The following is a 17,743-nucleotide window of genomic DNA, read 5'->3' as shown; positions in this document are numbered from 1 at the left end:
CAAATGTATTTTTTGTGGTTATTCGTCAGGATTATCCATGATATCGTGACGTTTATGATGATAATCCTCTTCATTTAACCCTTCTCGCCAATAAGGCACGGCATACATCTGATTTCGTTCACACCCGCGTTCGCGACGCACGTGGCGACGAAGCTGAACTACGATACGATCCTCACCCGCTAACCAGTAAAACGCATTTTCAGCCGACGGAAGTGACTGAAACTGCTGCAAAAATACATCGGTCACGTCCGTTCCGCCGATAATCCAATGTAGCTGAAGCTGTGCTGGTTTAGCGATATCAAGTTTATCAGCCTCGCTGTCGACACGGATTACCGCATGTCCCGTGGCGTCATCAGGCAGGTTCTCCAGCAGCGCCATGAGCGCAGGGAACGATGACGGATCAGCGGCCAGATAATAAGCGGCCGCTGGCGGCAGCATCGGAAGTGGGCCGCCGGGTTGTGAAATACCGACCCAGTCGCCGGGCTTTGCCTGACGGGCAAAGGTGACGGCAGGCCCGGCGTGTTCATGCAGCGCGAAAACCATATCCAGTTCCGCCTCTTCCGGGCGCAGGGCACGGACGCTATAGGTGCGAACGATGGGGCGGGCTTCGCCTTCTGGCCAGATCGGGCCGCGTTCGCCAATTGCGGGCAGAGCCGGTTTTTGCTGTCCTGCCTGAGGCAAAAAGAGCTTGATGTGTGCACCGTATCGCTCGGTCGGATAATCGCGCAACGCGTCGTGATGGAACGTAATGCAGCGTAAATGAGGGGAAATATCGTGGATGTGTTTAACCTGAACTAAAACAGGCTGACGCGGCGTTGCCATTCAGTGTCTCCGTGGATAGTCGATTCCAAATTAAGGATGATAATAACACGAGATGATAATTATTATCATTTGATGTCTGCCCGTTATTATTCTTGTCGTAGTGGATACTTTTTATTGAAGTCGAGAGCTTTCACGTCAAGCATACGGCTTTCGTCAGGTTCCTGACGTCACAAAAATGAGGTTTGTATCAGGAATACGTCAAGTCTGACGGCGAGTTGCCGATTAGTTGATATAAAAGCTGAATCTTGTGTGACTGAAACATTATCACGAACTTTTTCAGTTTTTGTGACTAGTATCAAACTTGATCGCAAAGCCATAAATGAATAACCTCAGGGTTGATAGTGTTGTAAAATTAAGCAGATGAAGCAGTTAGGTTTTTACACGCAGGGCGAGAGCCGATCTGACGAGCAGCAAAAGAGTAAGGTTGGGGGTAGTCAGTAGTGTTAACACGCGATTTTTTGCAGAAAGCAGATTGTAGAACGTCTTTTGGTTGTATTGAAGAAACCTTACTGCTCACCCCGCAACAGCGGGCTGACTCGTTGGACAGGACGCTGGCGCTCCGGCCAAATAGCTGTCCTGTCTGGGTATTTGGCTACGGTTCGCTTATGTGGAATCCGGTTTTTGACGCCGAAGAAACCTGTCTGGCCACGTTGGCAGGGTGGCAGCGTGCCTTTTGTCTGCGCCTGACCATCGGTCGCGGCACGGTAACGCAGCCGGGGCGGATGCTGGCGCTGAAGCCCGGTGGGCAAACGACGGGGTTGGCTTTCCGACTGCCGGAAACCTCATTGCGTGAAGATCTGGAGCTGTTGTGGAAGCGTGAAATGCTGACGGGATGCTATCGTCCGCTCTGGTGCGAACTGCATCGCAAGAACGGTGCACCGCTGACAGCGCTGGTGTTTGTTTCCGAACCGGAACATCCCCTCAACGAAAATGATACCTGCATTCAGAGCGTTGCCCCGCTGATTGCGCGCGCGAGCGGTCCACTCGGCACCAATGCGCAATATCTGTTTGCACTCGAGCAAGAGCTGAAGAATCACGGAACGGAAGACGAAAGCGTGAGCGAACTGGCGCAGCGGGTGCGTATCCTGCAACAGTCGTGTTCTGCGGCGGCAGGGAACGGGCAATAACGGCGCGCCCGACGAGCGTGAGCGTTGAGGTGAACGACGGGTCGCCGTTCACCCTGAGACGTATGAAGCGACCGAATTACCAGCCGACGCCAACACCCATGGTGTACAGCGTGTCGTCAACATTCCCCTGATTATTTTCGATACGGGTACGTGACACTTTCATCGTCATAGAAGACCAGTCGGTCAGCTTGAAGCGCAGGCCTGCATCCGCCCTCAGGTAGATTGGTGCAGTGCCGTCAAATGAGCGCCCCAATTCACCGTTGGTGAATGCTTCAACCGATTTGCTGAACATATAGCGGTTGTACGCCCACTTTATGCCGCCAGAGTAGAAGTCATCATCACCCTGATCGCGGTACACGAAAGTTTGGGAGTTGACGAGTGAAGTCAGAGAGAACGCGCCTAAGTCGTTATCCCAGAACTGATAACCGGGACCGAGACCGAAGGAACGGTTGATTTTAATGCTTTCAATCCAGTCGCGTTTGTACTGATAACGACCCTGCCAGAACCAGTTCTCATCCACGAATTTATCCAGCGCATATTCGCCAGCCGCATTCTTGGTACTCTCGACTTTATCCTCTTTCGCCAAATGGTAACTGGCATCAAGATTGTGTCGCCACGTATCGTGACGCGCTTTGGTATTCAGCGTCACATCGTAGTTGTCGGTTTCTGTCGAACTTTTCTTGTGCGACATGCCAGCGTCAATGTTGCCTTTCCAGGCTAAATCGGTCACCAGTGGCTTCTGCGCGACGATGGACGTGATTTCGGAAAGTGGCAAGGTTTGTGGGCCAGCGGCTTCGTTAGCCAGCGATGGATTCGCGACGATGGCGCGGTTTTCGCCCGCTTTGATCGTCGGATACAGCACGCCTTTTTCGTAGCGTTCGCCTTGAATCACCAGACCATGGTCGGATTCAAAGGTTTTCACCTTATCCCAGGCTACAGAAATAGAGCCAGCATAATCGGTGTTGATAAAGAGTTTACCGCCGTCAAGCAGCGTGATTTTCCCTGTGAGCTGGTCGCCGTTGGTCAGCCAAATGGTGTCAGCGCGGCTCTGTGTAATGCCAGCAGAGAGGGCGACAACCAAGCTGAGGGAAGAGATTGCATGTTTGGATAGTGTCATTATTGCCAAGTAAACCGTAGTGACAGGTATTGAGATGTCCGTCAAAGACAAAGACGTACAGCCGATGATAACGAACCGGTTTAGTCCGGAACGGCAAACATTAACAGGAATCGTAGTGATGCTCTACCCGAAAACGAAAATTGATTAGAATGTAAATAGTTATAAAAGTGGCTATTGATGATTAACAGCTATAACGCGATATCTGTCACATTTTTGGCTAGCGGAAAGGGGATGAGTCGTGCGGGTATGAGGCTCTCTGACCCTGCTTGTTTCAGGTCAGAGAGCGTGAGCGATAGATGACGCTATGCGGTGCGCTGCGTGCGGGAAGTGTTGTTGCTCAGGAAACGCGCGGTCAGGAACGTCCTTACGCGGAACACGATCCGTTCCTGGAAGAGAACACAAAGCGTCACGGTGCTGAGCAGGAAAATGACATAGCCCGTTATGGACAGCTGCACCTGACCTGCTGCGGTAATGCACTGATCCCAATCGCTGAAGCAAGCCATCGGATTACCGCGCACCAACTGTTCCAGCGTACGGAACAGATTAAAGAGCGGAACGTGTAGCGCAAAGATAGACAGCGAGGCTGCTCCCAGTCGGGGCGACCAGTGCCGCAGCCATTCACTGTTAGGCTCACGTGCCAGCGCACTGAGACAAACCAGACCGACCTGAGCCGGCAGAAGCAAGCCGTTGTGCAGCAAGAAGTACCAATAGGCTTCGCCTTTTGTGAACAGCCAGGTAGCGACAAGGAAATTCACACCGATAAAGAGGGCGAGTGCGTAGCGCTGGCCTTTGGTCAGCGGTGAGCGTTCTTTCTGACGATAATGGCGGAACAGCGCATAGCCCAATATCCCGGCCAGGAATTCCGGCAGGCGGAAGATCGGCCCACGCTGCAACAGCCCGGTGTACGGCATACCGAACTGCTGTTGCCAGATCACCCAAATCGGCGGCAGGAGATATAGCAAGCAGACTATCCCCATCCACAACCACGGATGACGACTATTCAACAGACGTGGAGCCAGCAGTGGGAATGCCAGATAGAAAAAGAACAGTGTAGAAAGCGACCATAACGGGGCATTGAACGTCAGGAAGTAGGGGTTCCATGCCTGCAACATCAGTACCTGCAATAACCCGTTGAACGCCAGTTGTGCATTCGTCATGTAATGTCGCAGCGTTTCGGGGTCAGTTGCGGGATCGTTGGTGTCATAAATGACGAAACGCGCGCTGGCAACTTGTCCTTCCGGCGGCACGGCCAGCCACTGCATCAGCGTGACAACGGCAATCGACGACAGCAGAGCAATGATATGGATGGGATAAAGATTAAAGAAGCGTTTGGCCCAGAACTGGCGAACAGGTTCACGCAGACGTCCGTCTTTGATATAGACATGCGCGAGCAAAAAGCCAGACAGGACAAAGAACGTGCTGGTCGCGAAGAACCCCATGCTGGTGAGTTCGCTCAAGAACGGAATGCGTTCACGCTGTGGGTATACGTGGACTGTGTGATAAATCATCACGTAGCAGCCGAGCAAAAATCGTAACCATTCCAGACCGATAAACCGCTCCTTACTGACCTTTTTCATGTTGTTCCTCAACGTTAAACTCGGTGTAAAAGCCGAAAAATGCGATTACGGTCTAGTTTAGACGAGAGCAACGTCACATTAATTAGGATAATGGCTATAAATGCTGGTGTTGTTTAGCAATCGTTTAGATTTGGCGGGGTGTTTGGTGGTATTTACAACAATTATTTTCATCAGCGCTGTTTTCATTAACTACGGCGGCATCCTCGCTCACGCGAGGATAATCTTGGACAGAAGGGCGCCAGAGCACCTTACCCGTACCGCTGACAATCGCGGTATCTTGTGACGATGTAATTAAATCACTTTTTCTTGTAATACCCAGACAGCCGCTTCAACCCGTGATTTTAACTTCATTTTTTTCAACAAGTGTTTGACGTGAACCTTAACGGTACTTTCGGTAATCGTGAGCTTGCGGGCGATCACTTTATTGGACAACCCCTGGGCTAGCAGCTTCAGAATATCGCGTTCGCGCGGCGTGAGCAGTTGAATGTCTCGGTCACTGCTGTGGCGGCTTTCGCGCAGGCTGGCGGCCAGAATTGGCGTCAATGTTTCACTCAGCACCATTTTCCCTGACGCAGCCTGATGAAGCGCAGCCAGTAAATCTTCCGGCTCCATATCTTTCAGCAGGTAACCATCGGCACCATTTTTCAAGGCATTGACCACATCGTCTTCATGGTTGGATACGCTAAAGACGACAATGCGGCCAGACAGCGATTTTTCCCGCAGACGATTCAAGGTTTCCAAGCCATTCATGCCGGGCATGTTCAAATCGAGCAGAATCAAATCCGGGTCCAGCTGTTCCGCTAGCTCGACGCCCTGTTCGCCGTGACTGGCTTCACCGGCCACCTGTAATTCTGGGTCCATGCTGATGAGTTGCTTAACACCATTCCGCAACATGGGATGGTCGTCAATCAGCAGTAGGGTGGCGGCATCTTCGTTAATCATGAGTTTCTCCTGTTAATGGCAGCCAGTGACGGTATTCGGAGAGGAAGTTGACATTGACTTCAGTGCCCCCCGACGGCCGGCGTCGAACAATGCATTCGCCGTGCAAACCCCGTGCACGGTCGCGCATGATAATAAGTCCATAGTGGTTGGCGCGACTGGCATCATCAGGGATACCGATGCCATTGTCGGCTACGCTGAGTTCGATGTAGCCCTGACGCAGTTGCAGCGTGATATCGACCTGTGTGGCCTGCGCGTGTTTATAAATATTGCTCAGCGCTTCACGCACAATTTGCAGGACGTGAATGCCTTGATGAGCGGAGACCGACTGCGGCGGCAGGCGGTAATGTAATTCGATAGGGTACCCAAGCCGCTTGCTGAATTCATCGACCGACGCCTGCAGCGCGGCAAGTAAACCGGATTCCGACAGTTTCAGCCGGAACGTCGTCAGCAGCTCACGTAGTTGGCGATAGGCAGTATTCAACTCTTCCCGCATTTCCGTCAGCAACTGCTGCGACGCGGGTGGCAAATCGCCGCCCTGCATTTGCAGGCAGCTTACCTGAATTTTCAGGCAGGAGAGGGACTGGGCGATAGAGTCGTGCAGTTCGCGGGCAATCGTGGCGCGTTCTTCCATGAGCATCAACTGCTGCTGATGGTTCGATTGACGCTCCAGCGCCAGCGTGCTGGTCAACTGCTCCAGTAAGGTATTCAGTAACTGATTCTGATCGCGGCTCAGCACGGTGTTGCCCGGCAGTGTGGCTAACACGACGCCATATTGCCCGTGTTTATCGTGCAGATCCCAGCAGTGAGACTCGCCCGGCAGTTCTTCTCGCTTTGCCTGCATACCGCAGCTCTGACAGCTGTTATCCGGGCAGTGATCCGGCTGCGACTGGCTACTATCGCTAAACTGGTGAAATTGTTCCTGATTATTATCTTCATACAGCCGCAGTTGAATATTGCGCAGCGGGGTCAGAGACGGCAGTTCGTTCAGGATCGGCATCAGTCGGCTACACAGCGGTGCCCCGGTATGCAGGCGTCGACTGGCGCGATAAAGGAAAGAAAGCAGATCGTTTTTCTGTTGCAGGTCGGCTGTTTTCTCGGCGACGCGCAGTTCCAGGCTGTGGTACATGGCGGAAAGTTCATCCGACATGCTGTTCAGCACCTGTCCCAGCGTGCTCATTTCATCATGGCCGTTGATGGCAACGCGCTGGGTGAAATCGCCTTGCCCGATAGCTTGTCCCATTGCAACCAGACGTCGCCACGGCCCCAACAGGCGGCGACGCAGGTAAAAGAACGTCGTGACCAGCAGAATAAACATGATACCGATGAAGATGCGCTGCACCAGCGTGACCATCCTCAACCGCTGTTCGGTTTTATGATCGATGGCGGAAACCAGATCGTCGAGCTGTTTCACGAAGCGGGCGACATCCGCTGAGGCATCCGCGGAGTGCGTTGCCTGCCGCAAATGCGGTTGCAGGTTTTCCAGCCAGAAAACGCGCAGTTCAGTGAATTGTTCGCTGAGCCCTTCCCGTCGTACTGCCTGCTGTAGGTCACTGCTGATTTCGTCTTCTTCCAGTTCTCGCAGGTAAATTTCATTCTCGACAGAGAGCGGCACCATCGAGAGCAGGCGGTAACTCTGCATACGCAGCGAACCCGCTTTATTAATGGCGTGCGCGTTCCCTTGGATGCTTTGAGACATCCAACTGGAAACCGACATACCTGCAATACCCAGCAAACCGAGTAGCAGCATCAATAAGGCAACCTGATTGACGAGCGACAGCGGCAGCAGGAAACGTTTCAACATAATAAAGCGACCTCTGCTGGAGGAGTAGAAAACCAGTACCGAGAAGGATAACCCTTTTGGCATTTTTCCCGATCCTACATGATAACCCCATACCCACTAGTGAGTACCACCGAATATCCATGCCATGAAAGGGGATATGACAGTAAGAAAAAATAGAGATATAACAGCTTGAATTATCGTTGCTTATTTTTCTATTTTTATTACTCATTAAGGAGTGTGGTTATTTTTATTCGGTTTTTTTACCTGACAGTGCGTTGATTTGCATCAACTTTACCTGCGGTGTAATCCCTAATGTTGCGCCTTAATTCTACCGCGTTTTTATTTATCGAGGTTTTTATGACGCAGCCTTCATCACCCGAAAAAGTATCGCAAAGCACGCTGATAAGGGAATGGAATCCTGAAGATACAAAATTCTGGCAATCTGGCGGACAACGGATAGCACAGCGTAATCTTTGGATCTCTGTACCCTGCCTGCTGTTGTCGTTTTGTGTCTGGATGATTTTCAGTACCGTAGCCGTTAACCTAAACAAGGTCGGATTTAGTTTTACCACAGACCAGTTATTTTTGCTTACTGCGCTGCCTTCCGTCTCCGGCGCGCTGTTGCGCGTCCCTTACTCCTTCGTTATCCCCATGGTTGGCGGTCGCCGTTGGACGACGTTAAGTACCATCATTCTGGTTATCCCGTGTATCTGGCTCGGGTTTGCCGTACAAAATCCGCAGACGCCTTACAGCGTTTTCGTCACAATTTCTCTGATGTGTGGCTTCGCGGGCGCTAATTTCGCGTCCAGCATGGCGAACATCAGCTTCTTCTTCCCAAAATCACGTCAGGGCAGTGCGTTAGGCATTAACGGCGGACTGGGCAACCTCGGCGTGAGCGTGATGCAGTTGCTGGTGCCAGTGGTGATTTTCCTGCCGATTCTGGGATTCTCTGGCAATGGCGTTGTGCAACCTGATGGCAACCAGATTTGGCTGCATCATGCCGCCTGGATGTGGGTACCATTTTTGGTTATTGCTGCAACCGCTGCCTGGTTTGGTATGAACGATCTGTCGACGGCCAATGCGTCGATACGCAAGCAGTTGCCGGTTTTGAAGCAAATGCACCTGTGGGTACTCAGCTTCCTGTATCTGTCCACATTTGGCTCATTTATCGGTTTTTCGGCAGGCTTCGGCATGCTGTCCAGAACGCAGTTCCCAGACATCGTGATTCTGTACTATGCGTTCTTTGGGCCGCTGCTGGGGGCGTTGGCGCGTCCGGTTGGCGGAATGCTGTCTGACCGCTTTGGCGGTGTAAAAGTTACGCTGATTAACTTCATCCTGATGACGATGTTCTCGGTGCTGTTGTTCCTGTCTCTGCCGAGTGCGAACTCTGCGGGTTCATTCGGAATGTTCTTTGGCATTTTCATGATGCTGTTCCTGACGGCCGGTCTGGGTAGCGGGTCCACGTTCCAAATGATCGCCGTGATTTTCCGTAAATTAACGGCAGATCGCGTGAAAACACAGGGTGGAAGTGATGCGGATGCGCAGCGTGCGGCCGCCACGGATACCGCAGCAGCGCTGGGCTTTATCTCAGCCATTGGTGCTATCGGCGGCTTCTTCATTCCTCAGGCCTTCGGAATGTCGCTTGAGTTAACGGGTTCACCCACCGGTGCGATGAAGGTGTTTGTGGTGTGCTACGTCGTGTGCGTATTGGTGACTTGGCTGTTCTATGCCAGAAAGCAACGCTAAGCGTTGAGTTGACTTGCTTCATTCCTCCCAACTGCCTCCTAGCTACATTTTTATGCCGGCTAAGAGGCGGTTTCGTGCGCTATTAACACTGTTATTTTCATGCTACTCCATAGCGTGCGCCCGACAAAGAGCGCTCAATTGCCGCGCTCCTTGACCTCTGGCTTGTTGGCGCTAATTGTGTCGCTACGCGATACCTTCGGCGTTCGTGACTGCTATTCGGGCCACCCGTGACGCGTTCCCGACGTGGCACGGATTTTCGCCGCTTCCATGCGGCTCACCCGGCAGTCACGCTCACCTCAGCACAATTCTTACGCCGGAAAAAATAAGGACAGAACATTCTGTGATCTTGGGGCTTATCCCCATACTAAAACGTCCATATGTCATCTCTCTTGTTCGAGCAATTTTTCGTCGCCTCCCGACTACTACCTCTAAATAGTCGTGTGTATGAATTCAGTATAAGCACAAAACGAATGGTTTTATTTTTATCTTTTAAAATCATTTAATTACGTAATTTTTTCATAATAATTCTTTGGTGGTAGTTGGCGGTGTACTCCGTTTTTCACAGGGTGACACTCTTGATCGTTATCAAGTTTGGCAACGCGGTTGCTGGATACCCTAGCGCCAACTTGAGCGATGTGTCGTAAGCAAAAACAGATGTCTGCTACGAGCATTTCATAACGACAGGGGCCAGCAGGCTTCGCAGCAGGAGAGTCCGGATGAGCAAATTCCTTGACCGGTTACGTTACTTCAAACAACTGGCCGAACCGTTTTCTGATGGTCATGGCCAGACCCTCAATACCAATCGTGACTGGGAAGACGGCTATCGCAGTCGCTGGCAGCATGACAAAATCGTACGTTCTACCCACGGGGTAAACTGTACCGGTTCATGCAGTTGGAAGATTTATGTGAAAAACGGTCTGGTAACGTGGGAAACGCAGCAGACTGACTACCCGCGTACCCGCCCGGACCTGCCTAACCATGAACCTCGCGGCTGCCCGCGCGGTGCCAGCTATTCCTGGTATCTCTACAGCGCTAACCGCCTGAAATACCCGATGATGCGTAAGCGCCTGATGAAACTGTGGCGTGAAGCGAAACTGACGCACAGCGATCCGGTTGATGCCTGGGCGTCCATCGTCAATGACCCCGAAAAAACCCAATACTACAAACAAATTCGCGGCCGTGGTGGTTTCGTTCGTTCTGACTGGAACGAAGTTAACGAGCTGATTGCTGCCTCTAACGTTTACACCGCCAAAACCTATGGCCCAGACCGCGTGATCGGTTTCTCACCGATTCCTGCAATGTCGATGGTGTCCTACGCGGCGGGTGCGCGTTACCTTTCTCTGCTCGGCGGCGTGTGTCTGAGCTTCTACGACTGGTACTGTGACTTACCACCGGCGTCACCCATGACCTGGGGTGAGCAGACTGACGTACCGGAATCGGCAGACTGGTATAACTCCTCTTACATCATTGCCTGGGGCTCTAACGTTCCGCAAACCCGTACGCCAGATGCCCACTTCTTTACGGAAGTTCGCTACAAAGGCACCAAAACCGTTGCGGTCACGCCGGACTACGCTGAAATCGCCAAGCTGTGCGACCACTGGCTGAACCCGAAACAAGGTACCGACAGCGCCATGGCGCTGGCAATGGGCCACGTTATTCTGAAAGAGTTCCACCTCGACAAACCGAGCCAGTATTTCAGCGAGTACGTTCGTCAATACACGGACTTACCGATGCTGGTGCTGCTGGAGCCGCGTGAAGATGGCTACTACGCGGCGGGTCGTATGCTGCGTGCCTCCGATCTGGTGGACAACCTCGGCCAAGACAACAACCCGCAGTGGAAAACCATCGCGATTGACGATGAAAGCGGCAACCTGACGGCTCCGCAAGGGTCGATCGGCTACCGTTGGGGCGATCAGGGCAAATGGAACCTGGAACAACGCGACGGCGTGAGCGGAGAAGAAGTGAAGCTGCGCTTGAGCCTGTTGGGGTCGCACGACGATGTGGTTGATGTCGGCTTCCCGTATTTTGGCGGCGCGGTCAGCGAACATTTCAACAACGTTGCGCTAGAAGAAATCCTGCTGCACAAACTGCCGGTTAAGCGCCTGACGCTGGCTGACGGTAGCGAAGCGCTGGTTGCCTGCGTGTATGACCTGACAATGGCGAACTACGGCCTGGATCGTGGTCTGGGCGACGACAACTGCGCGCGCGATTACGACGATGTGAAAGCGTACAGCCCAGCCTGGGCTGAGAAAATTACGGGCGTTTCTCGTCAGAACATCATCCGCATTGCGCGTGAATTTGCGGATAACGCCGATAAAACGCACGGTCGTTCCATGATCATCGTCGGTGCCGGTATCAACCACTGGTATCACATGGACATGAACTACCGCGGCATCATCAACATGCTGGTCTTCTGCGGCTGTGTCGGTCAGAGCGGTGGCGGTTGGGCGCACTACGTCGGACAAGAAAAACTGCGTCCGCAAACCGGTTGGACGCCGTTGGCGTTTGGCCTGGACTGGCAGCGTCCGCCTCGTCACATGAACAGTACGTCGTTCTTCTATAACCATTCCAGCCAGTGGCGTTATGAAACCGTCGCGCCGCAGGAATTGCTGTCACCGCTGGCGGATAAATCCCGCTTTACTGGCAGCATGATTGACTTCAACGTGCGTGCCGAACGTATGGGCTGGCTGCCATCTGCACCGCAGTTGAACGTTAACCCGCTGGATATCGCAGAAAAAGCGCGTGCCGCCGGTGTCACGCCGCAGGAATATACCGTTGCCGCGTTGAAATCAGGCGAAATCAAATTTGCCGCTGAACAGCCAGATAGCCCGCAAAACTACCCGCGCAACCTGTTCATCTGGCGTTCTAACCTGCTGGGTTCCTCCGGTAAAGGCCACGAATACATGCTGAAGTACCTTCTGGGTACGGAGCACGGTATTCAAGGGCAAGATTTGGGCACGGCGGGCAGCGTGAAGCCGGAAGAAGTGGAATGGCGCGATCAAGGCGTTGAAGGCAAACTGGATCTGGTGGTGACGCTTGATTTCCGTATGTCCAGCACCTGCCTGTATTCCGACATCGTCCTGCCAACGGCAACCTGGTACGAAAAAGACGACATGAATACCTCGGATATGCATCCGTTTATTCACCCGTTGTCTGCGGCTGTCGATCCGGCGTGGGATTCCAAAAGCGACTGGGAAATCTACAAAGGTATCGCGAAAACCTTCTCCCGCGTCTGTCAGGGACACCTTGGTCAGGAAACCGATCTGGTTACCTTGCCAATCCAACACGATTCCCCAGCAGAAATGGCGCAGCCGTTCGGCGTGGATGACTGGAAAAAAGGCGAATGCGATTTGATTCCGGGCAAAACTGCACCCCACCTGATGATGGTGGAGCGCGATTACCCGAACCTGTACGAGCGTTTCACCTCGCTTGGTCCGTTGATGGACAAGCTGGGCAACGGCGGTAAAGGCATCGGTTGGAACACACAGACCGAAGTCGATTTCCTGAAAAAACTGAACTACACCAAGGCTGACGGTGCGGCGGCAGGTCGTCCGAAGATTGAAACGGCGATCGATGCGGCAGAAGTGATTCTGTCTCTGGCCCCGGAAACCAATGGTCAGGTGGCCGTGAAGGCGTGGGAAGCGCTGAGCAAATTCACCGGTCGTGACCACACGCATCTGGCACTGAATAAAGAAGACGAGAAAATTCGCTTCCGCGATATTCAGGCGCAGCCGCGCAAGATCATCTCCAGCCCGACCTGGTCTGGTTTGGAAGACGAACACGTTTCCTATAACGCCTGTTATACCAACGTTCATGAGCTGATTCCGTGGCGTACGCTGTCTGGCCGCCAACAGCTGTATCAAGACCATGAGTGGATGCGTGCCTTCGGTGAAAGCCTGTTGGTATACCGTCCGCCGGTTGATACCCGTGCGGCTGAGCCGGTGATGAATAAGAAGCCTAACGGCAACCCGGAAAAACCACTGAACTTCCTGACGCCGCACCAGAAATGGGGCATTCACTCCACGTATAGCGACAACCTGTTGATGCTGACGCTGGGTCGCGGTGGTCCGATTATCTGGCTGAGCGAAGACGATGCCAGCGATTTGGGTATTGCGGATAACGACTGGGTAGAAGCGTTTAACGCCAACGGTGCGCTGACGGCGCGTGCGGTTATCAGCCAGCGTGTGCCAGCGGGAATGACCATGATGTACCACGCGCAGGAACGCATTATTAACCTGCCGGGATCGGAAATTACCCAGCAGCGCGGCGGTATTCACAACTCGGTAACCCGTATCACGCCGAAACCGACCCATATGATCGGCGGCTATGCCCAATTGGCTTATGGCTTTAACTACTACGGCACCGTCGGGTCAAACCGTGATGAGTTCGTCGTGGTTCGTAAAATGAAACGCATCGACTGGCTGGATGATGAAGGCCAGGACTATGTACAGAAAGCGGTACAGCAGGAGAAAGCCTGATGAAAATTCGTTCACAAGTGGGCATGGTGCTGAATCTGGACAAATGCATCGGCTGTCACACCTGCTCCGTTAGCTGTAAAAACGTCTGGACCAGCCGTGAAGGGATGGAATACGCCTGGTTCAACAACGTCGAAACCAAACCGGGCGTGGGTTATCCCCATGCCTGGGAAGATCAGGAAAAATGGAAGGGCGGCTGGATCCGTAAAATCAGCGGCAAGCTCGAACCGCGTATGGGTAACCGCATCAGCGTGTTGTCCAAAATCTTTGCTAACCCAGATGTACCGGAAATCGACGACTACTATGAGCCGTTCGACTACGACTACCAGAATCTGCGTAAAGCGCCGGAAGGCAAGCATCAGCCTGTCGCCCGTCCGCGCTCGCTGATTACCGGTCAGCGGATGAAGAAAATCGAGAACGGCCCGAACTGGGAAGACGATCTGGGTGGTGAATTCAGCAAACGCTCCAAGGATAAGAACTTCGATCCTGTCCATTTCAACGAAATGCAGAAAGAGATGTACGGCCAGTTCGAAAACACGTTCATGATGTATTTGCCGCGTCTGTGCGAGCACTGCCTGAACCCAGCGTGTGTGGCGACCTGTCCGAGCGGCGCGATCTACAAACGCGGCGAAGACGGCATCGTCCTGATCGATCAGGACAAGTGTCGCGGCTGGCGTATGTGTTTGACCGGTTGCCCGTACAAGAAGATCTACTTCAACTGGAAGAGCGGCAAATCAGAAAAATGTATTTTCTGCTACCCGCGTATCGAAAGCGGTCAACCGACACTCTGTTCAGAAACCTGCGTCGGACGTATCCGCTATCTGGGCGTATTGCTCTATGATGCAGACCGCATCGAGCAAGCGGCTTCTGTGGAAAACGAGAAAGATCTGTACCAGAGCCAACTGAATGTGTTCCTTGACCCGCACGACCCGAAAGTCATTGAACAAGCGCTGAAAGATGGCATTCCAAACAGCGTCATTGAAGCGGCACAACAGTCGCCGGTGTACAAAATGGCGATGGACTGGAAGCTGGCGCTGCCGCTGCACCCAGAATACCGCACGCTGCCGATGGTGTGGTACGTGCCGCCGTTGTCACCGATTCAGTCTGCCGCGGATGCGGGTCAATTGGCGCACACTGGCGTATTGCCGGACGTCGAAAGCCTGCGTATCCCGGTGCAATATCTGGCGAACCTGCTGACCGCAGGCGATACCGAGCCCGTATTGCTGGCGCTGAAACGTATGCTGGCGATGCGTCACTACAAACGTGCAGAAACCGTAGAAGGCAAAATTGATGCCAGCGCGCTGGAGCAGGTTGGGCTGACTGAAGCGCAGGCGCAGGAAATGTACCGCTATCTGGCGATTGCGAACTACGAAGACCGTTTCGTGATTCCATCAAGCCATCGTGAGCTGGCGCGTGAAGCATTCCCAGAAAGCAAAGGCTGCGGCTTCAGCTTTGGCGATGGTTGCCACGGTAGCGATACCAAATTCAATCTGTTCAACAGCAAACGTATTGATGCCATCGATGTCAGCAGCAAAACGCGTGACATGAACAGCAAAATCATGCGGGAGACGAACCATGATTAGCCTGCGGATTATTGCCCGCCTGCTGGACTATCCCGATAGCGAGCTGTGGGAAAACCGGGCTGAGTTGATCGAAGCGGTAGAGCAGGCTGATGCTTTACCGCTGCGTGAGAGTCATCAGCTCATGCAGTTCATCAACACGCTGTGCGCGCAGGATCTGTTGGACAAACAGGCGGAGTATAGCGGCCTGTTTGACCGCGGTCGGGCGACCTCGCTGCTGCTGTTCGAACACGTTCACGGTGAGTCTCGCGATCGTGGTCAGGCGATGGTCGATCTCATGCAGCAATATCAGGATGCCGGTCTGGCGCTGGATTGCCGTGAGCTGCCGGACTACCTGCCGCTGTATCTTGAGTACCTGTCTCGTCTGGAGCCCGCGCAGAGTCGCACGGGTTTACTCGACATCGCGCCGATTCTGGCGTTGATTGGCGCGCGTTTACAGCAGCGTGACAGCAGCTATGCCACGCTGTTCGATCTGCTGTTGGCGTTGTCCGGTAGCGACCTGAAAAGTGACGATGTCACACATCAGGTGGCTGACGAAGCGCGTGACGACACGCCGCAGGCGCTGGATGCCGTGTGGGAAGAGGAACAGGTTAAGTTCCTCGGCGAAGAAGGCTGCGCATCGGCCCAACAAACGCAACACCAACGCCGCTTCGCTGGCGCGGTGGTGCCGCAATATCTGAATCTTGACGCGACATCGGCGGGAGGGCAACGCTAATGAGTGCAATCACGAACTCTTCATTTATCAACTTCAGTAATGTGTTCTTTTTTGACATCTATCCCTACTTGGCGATGGCTATTTTCCTGATTGGCAGTTGGCTGCGTTATGACTACGGCCAGTACAGCTGGCGCGCAGGTTCGAGCCAAATGCTGGATAAGAAAGGGATGCGTCTGGCGTCTAACCTGTTCCATCTGGGGATTCTGGGCGTCTTTGCCGGGCACTTCCTCGGTATGTTGACGCCGCACTGGATGTACGAAGCCTTCCTGCCAATGGATGTAAAACAGAAAATGGCGATGTTCGGCGGTGGTGCGGCAGGTCTGCTGACGTTTGTCGGTGGCGTGCTGCTGTTAAAACGCCGTCTGACCAACCCACGCATTCGTGCCACGTCCAGCGTTGGCGACATTCTCATTCTGTCTCTGCTGGTGATTCAGGCGGGTTTGGGTCTACTGACCATCCCGTTCTCTGCACAGCATATGGACGGCAGTGAAATGCTAAAACTGGTCGGTTGGGCGCAGAGCGTGGCGTTCTTCCAGGGTGGAGCATCTGAGCATCTGGCGGGTGTTGCGCTGATCTTTAAGCTGCACATCGTGTTGGGTCTGACGCTGTTCGTTCTGTTCCCGTTCTGCCGTCTGGTTCACATCTGGAGCGCACCGGTCGAGTATCTGACGCGTCGCTACCAGTTAGTGCGTAACCGTCGCTAAGTATGATAGAAAATAAGGCTTGCTGATGAAGTACGTGAAGCGGGGATAATGGATAGATCGTAAAGACGCTGCAAGTACCTCCCTGTAAGCTCGAGCCGCGCCATCCCTGGCGCGGACGCTTTACTCTTCTATTCCATTACCCCGTTTTCGTTTTACAAATAGATCAGTCATCAATTTAAAACAGCGGCGTTATGATAACGCTGCTGTTTTAATCGTTTCCTTTTTATCTTTCCCCGCCAACAACGATCGTCATCGGCAGCTCAGTCGATTACTTGCTTCGCGCCGTCGTCCATTGCACGGCGAAGACGCTGGCTAAGACGATCGCCAAACCCAGAAACGCCGTACCGGTCATCGACTGTGAAAGTAACGCCCAGCCCAGCACGACGGCAGTTAACGGACTCAATAATCCCAATGACGCAACGGCAATTGTCGGCAGACGGGTTATGCCACGAAACCACAGCCCATAAGAGATCACAGCACCAGCCAAGCAGAGATAGATATAGGCGGCGTATTGCGACAGCGTTAACGCAGGTAGAGGCGCATCGACTACCCACGCGACGGGGGCCAGCATCAACCCACCGATAAAGAGTTGCCAGCCGGTCAGCGGCAGTACGGGCAAATCAAGTTGCCAGCGACGCGTTAACCAGACTCCCGTCGCCATACAGACCGCACCCAGCAGAGCGGCCGCGACGCCCACGGGCTCAAATGTCGTCTGCGGCGACAGCAGTAAAATAGCCATGCCGCCCACACCGATGATCGCTGACCACAGCGTAGCCAGTCTGGGCGCACGATGATCCACTACCCAGACTAACACCATGACCAACAGCGGCTGGATCGCGCCAAGTACCGCAGCCAGCCCGCCAGGTAAACGGTAAGCGGCGACGAACAGCAGAGCCTGAAAAACGCCGATATTCAGGGCGCTGAGTACGACCACTCGCCACCAGTCTTGCCGGGCGGGAAAACGGCGAGTGAATAAGAGCAGTAGCAGACCCGCAGGCAGCACGCGGATAAGCGCCGCCGTAAAGGGACGATCCGGTGGCAGAATTTCTGATGTCACAATGTAGGTAGATCCCCAAATCGCGGGAGCCAGCGCCGTGAGTATGACGTCACGCCAATAGTGTGGTGAGGATGTAGTGTTCATGACTTTACCTTCAATTC

The 17,743-nt window shown here is 53.4% G+C and carries 12 protein-coding genes; 6 read left to right on the top strand and 6 right to left on the bottom strand.

Features of this window, described 5'->3' with window-relative positions:
- Nucleotides 1–18: 18 nt before the first annotated feature.
- Nucleotides 19–822 carry a siderophore-interacting protein gene (locus tag JFY74_10860; protein QQG26656.1) on the bottom strand — a complete coding sequence of 268 codons (804 nt, stop codon included), beginning with the start codon at nt 820–822 and terminating at the stop codon, nt 19–21.
- Between the two features lie 440 nt (nt 823–1,262).
- Between JFY74_10860 and JFY74_10855 the strand changes: the two genes are divergently transcribed.
- Nucleotides 1,263–1,949, top strand: coding sequence for a gamma-glutamylcyclotransferase (locus JFY74_10855; GenBank protein QQG26655.1), 687 nt, complete (start codon nt 1,263–1,265; stop codon nt 1,947–1,949).
- Between the two features lie 76 nt (nt 1,950–2,025).
- Here JFY74_10855 and JFY74_10850 read toward each other — a convergent pair whose 3' ends face one another.
- The 4 genes from JFY74_10850 to narX all read right to left on the bottom strand — a co-directional run bounded on the left by JFY74_10850 (nt 2,026) and on the right by narX (nt 7,386).
- Entirely contained in the window at nt 2,026–3,066 is a 1,041-nt protein-coding gene (locus tag JFY74_10850; protein ID QQG26654.1) for a DUF481 domain-containing protein, read from the bottom strand.
- A gap of 302 nt (nt 3,067–3,368) precedes the next feature.
- On the bottom strand, nt 3,369–4,643 hold the full coding sequence (locus JFY74_10845) for an acyltransferase (protein QQG26653.1): 1,275 nt from the start codon (nt 4,641–4,643) through the stop codon (nt 3,369–3,371).
- Nucleotides 4,644–4,934: 291 nt separating this feature from the next.
- Nucleotides 4,935–5,585, bottom strand: a complete 651-nt coding sequence (gene narL, locus JFY74_10840; GenBank protein ID QQG26652.1) for a two-component system response regulator NarL — start codon at nt 5,583–5,585, stop codon at nt 4,935–4,937.
- The gene (gene narX, locus JFY74_10835; protein ID QQG30516.1) at nt 5,578–7,386 is read right to left on the bottom strand and encodes a nitrate/nitrite two-component system sensor histidine kinase NarX; all 1,809 of its coding nucleotides are present in this window, start codon (nt 7,384–7,386) and stop codon (nt 5,578–5,580) included. Before narX ends, narL begins: the two co-directional genes overlap by 8 nt.
- Nucleotides 7,387–7,722: 336 nt before the next feature.
- On the opposite strand from narX, the gene JFY74_10830 reads away from it, so the two are divergent.
- The 5 genes from JFY74_10830 (at nt 7,723) to narI (ending at nt 16,585) form a co-directional block, all read left to right on the top strand.
- Nucleotides 7,723–9,111 (top strand): NarK family nitrate/nitrite MFS transporter, encoded by a 1,389-nt coding sequence (locus tag JFY74_10830; protein ID QQG26651.1) that lies wholly within the window; start codon nt 7,723–7,725, stop codon nt 9,109–9,111.
- A 716-nt stretch (nt 9,112–9,827) separates the two neighbouring features.
- Nucleotides 9,828–13,589: a nitrate reductase subunit alpha gene (locus JFY74_10825; GenBank protein ID QQG26650.1), complete on the top strand. Its 3,762-nt coding sequence runs from the start codon at nt 9,828–9,830 to the stop codon at nt 13,587–13,589.
- Nucleotides 13,589–15,169 (top strand): nitrate reductase subunit beta, encoded by a 1,581-nt coding sequence (gene narH, locus JFY74_10820; GenBank protein ID QQG26649.1) that lies wholly within the window; start codon nt 13,589–13,591, stop codon nt 15,167–15,169. Before JFY74_10825 ends, narH begins: the two co-directional genes overlap by 1 nt.
- On the top strand, nt 15,162–15,881 hold the full coding sequence (gene narJ, locus JFY74_10815; protein ID QQG26648.1) for a nitrate reductase molybdenum cofactor assembly chaperone: 720 nt from the start codon (nt 15,162–15,164) through the stop codon (nt 15,879–15,881). The genes narH and narJ overlap by 8 nt, the downstream gene beginning before the upstream one ends.
- 26 nt (nt 15,882–15,907) lie before the next feature.
- Nucleotides 15,908–16,585: a respiratory nitrate reductase subunit gamma gene (gene narI, locus JFY74_10810; protein ID QQG30515.1), complete on the top strand. Its 678-nt coding sequence runs from the start codon at nt 15,908–15,910 to the stop codon at nt 16,583–16,585.
- A gap of 268 nt (nt 16,586–16,853) precedes the next feature.
- On the opposite strand, the gene JFY74_10805 is transcribed toward narI, so the two are convergent.
- Nucleotides 16,854–17,726 (bottom strand): EamA family transporter, encoded by an 873-nt coding sequence (locus tag JFY74_10805; protein QQG26647.1) that lies wholly within the window; start codon nt 17,724–17,726, stop codon nt 16,854–16,856.
- Between the last annotated feature and the right edge of the window lie 17 nt (nt 17,727–17,743).

The sequence above is a fragment of the Pectobacterium carotovorum genome (assembly GCA_016415585.1).
In the GTDB taxonomy this organism is placed as follows: domain Bacteria; phylum Pseudomonadota; class Gammaproteobacteria; order Enterobacterales; family Enterobacteriaceae; genus Pectobacterium; species Pectobacterium carotovorum_K.
The sequence above is the reverse complement of the archived record's forward strand: the minus strand, read 5'-3'. Positions and strand labels throughout refer to the sequence as shown.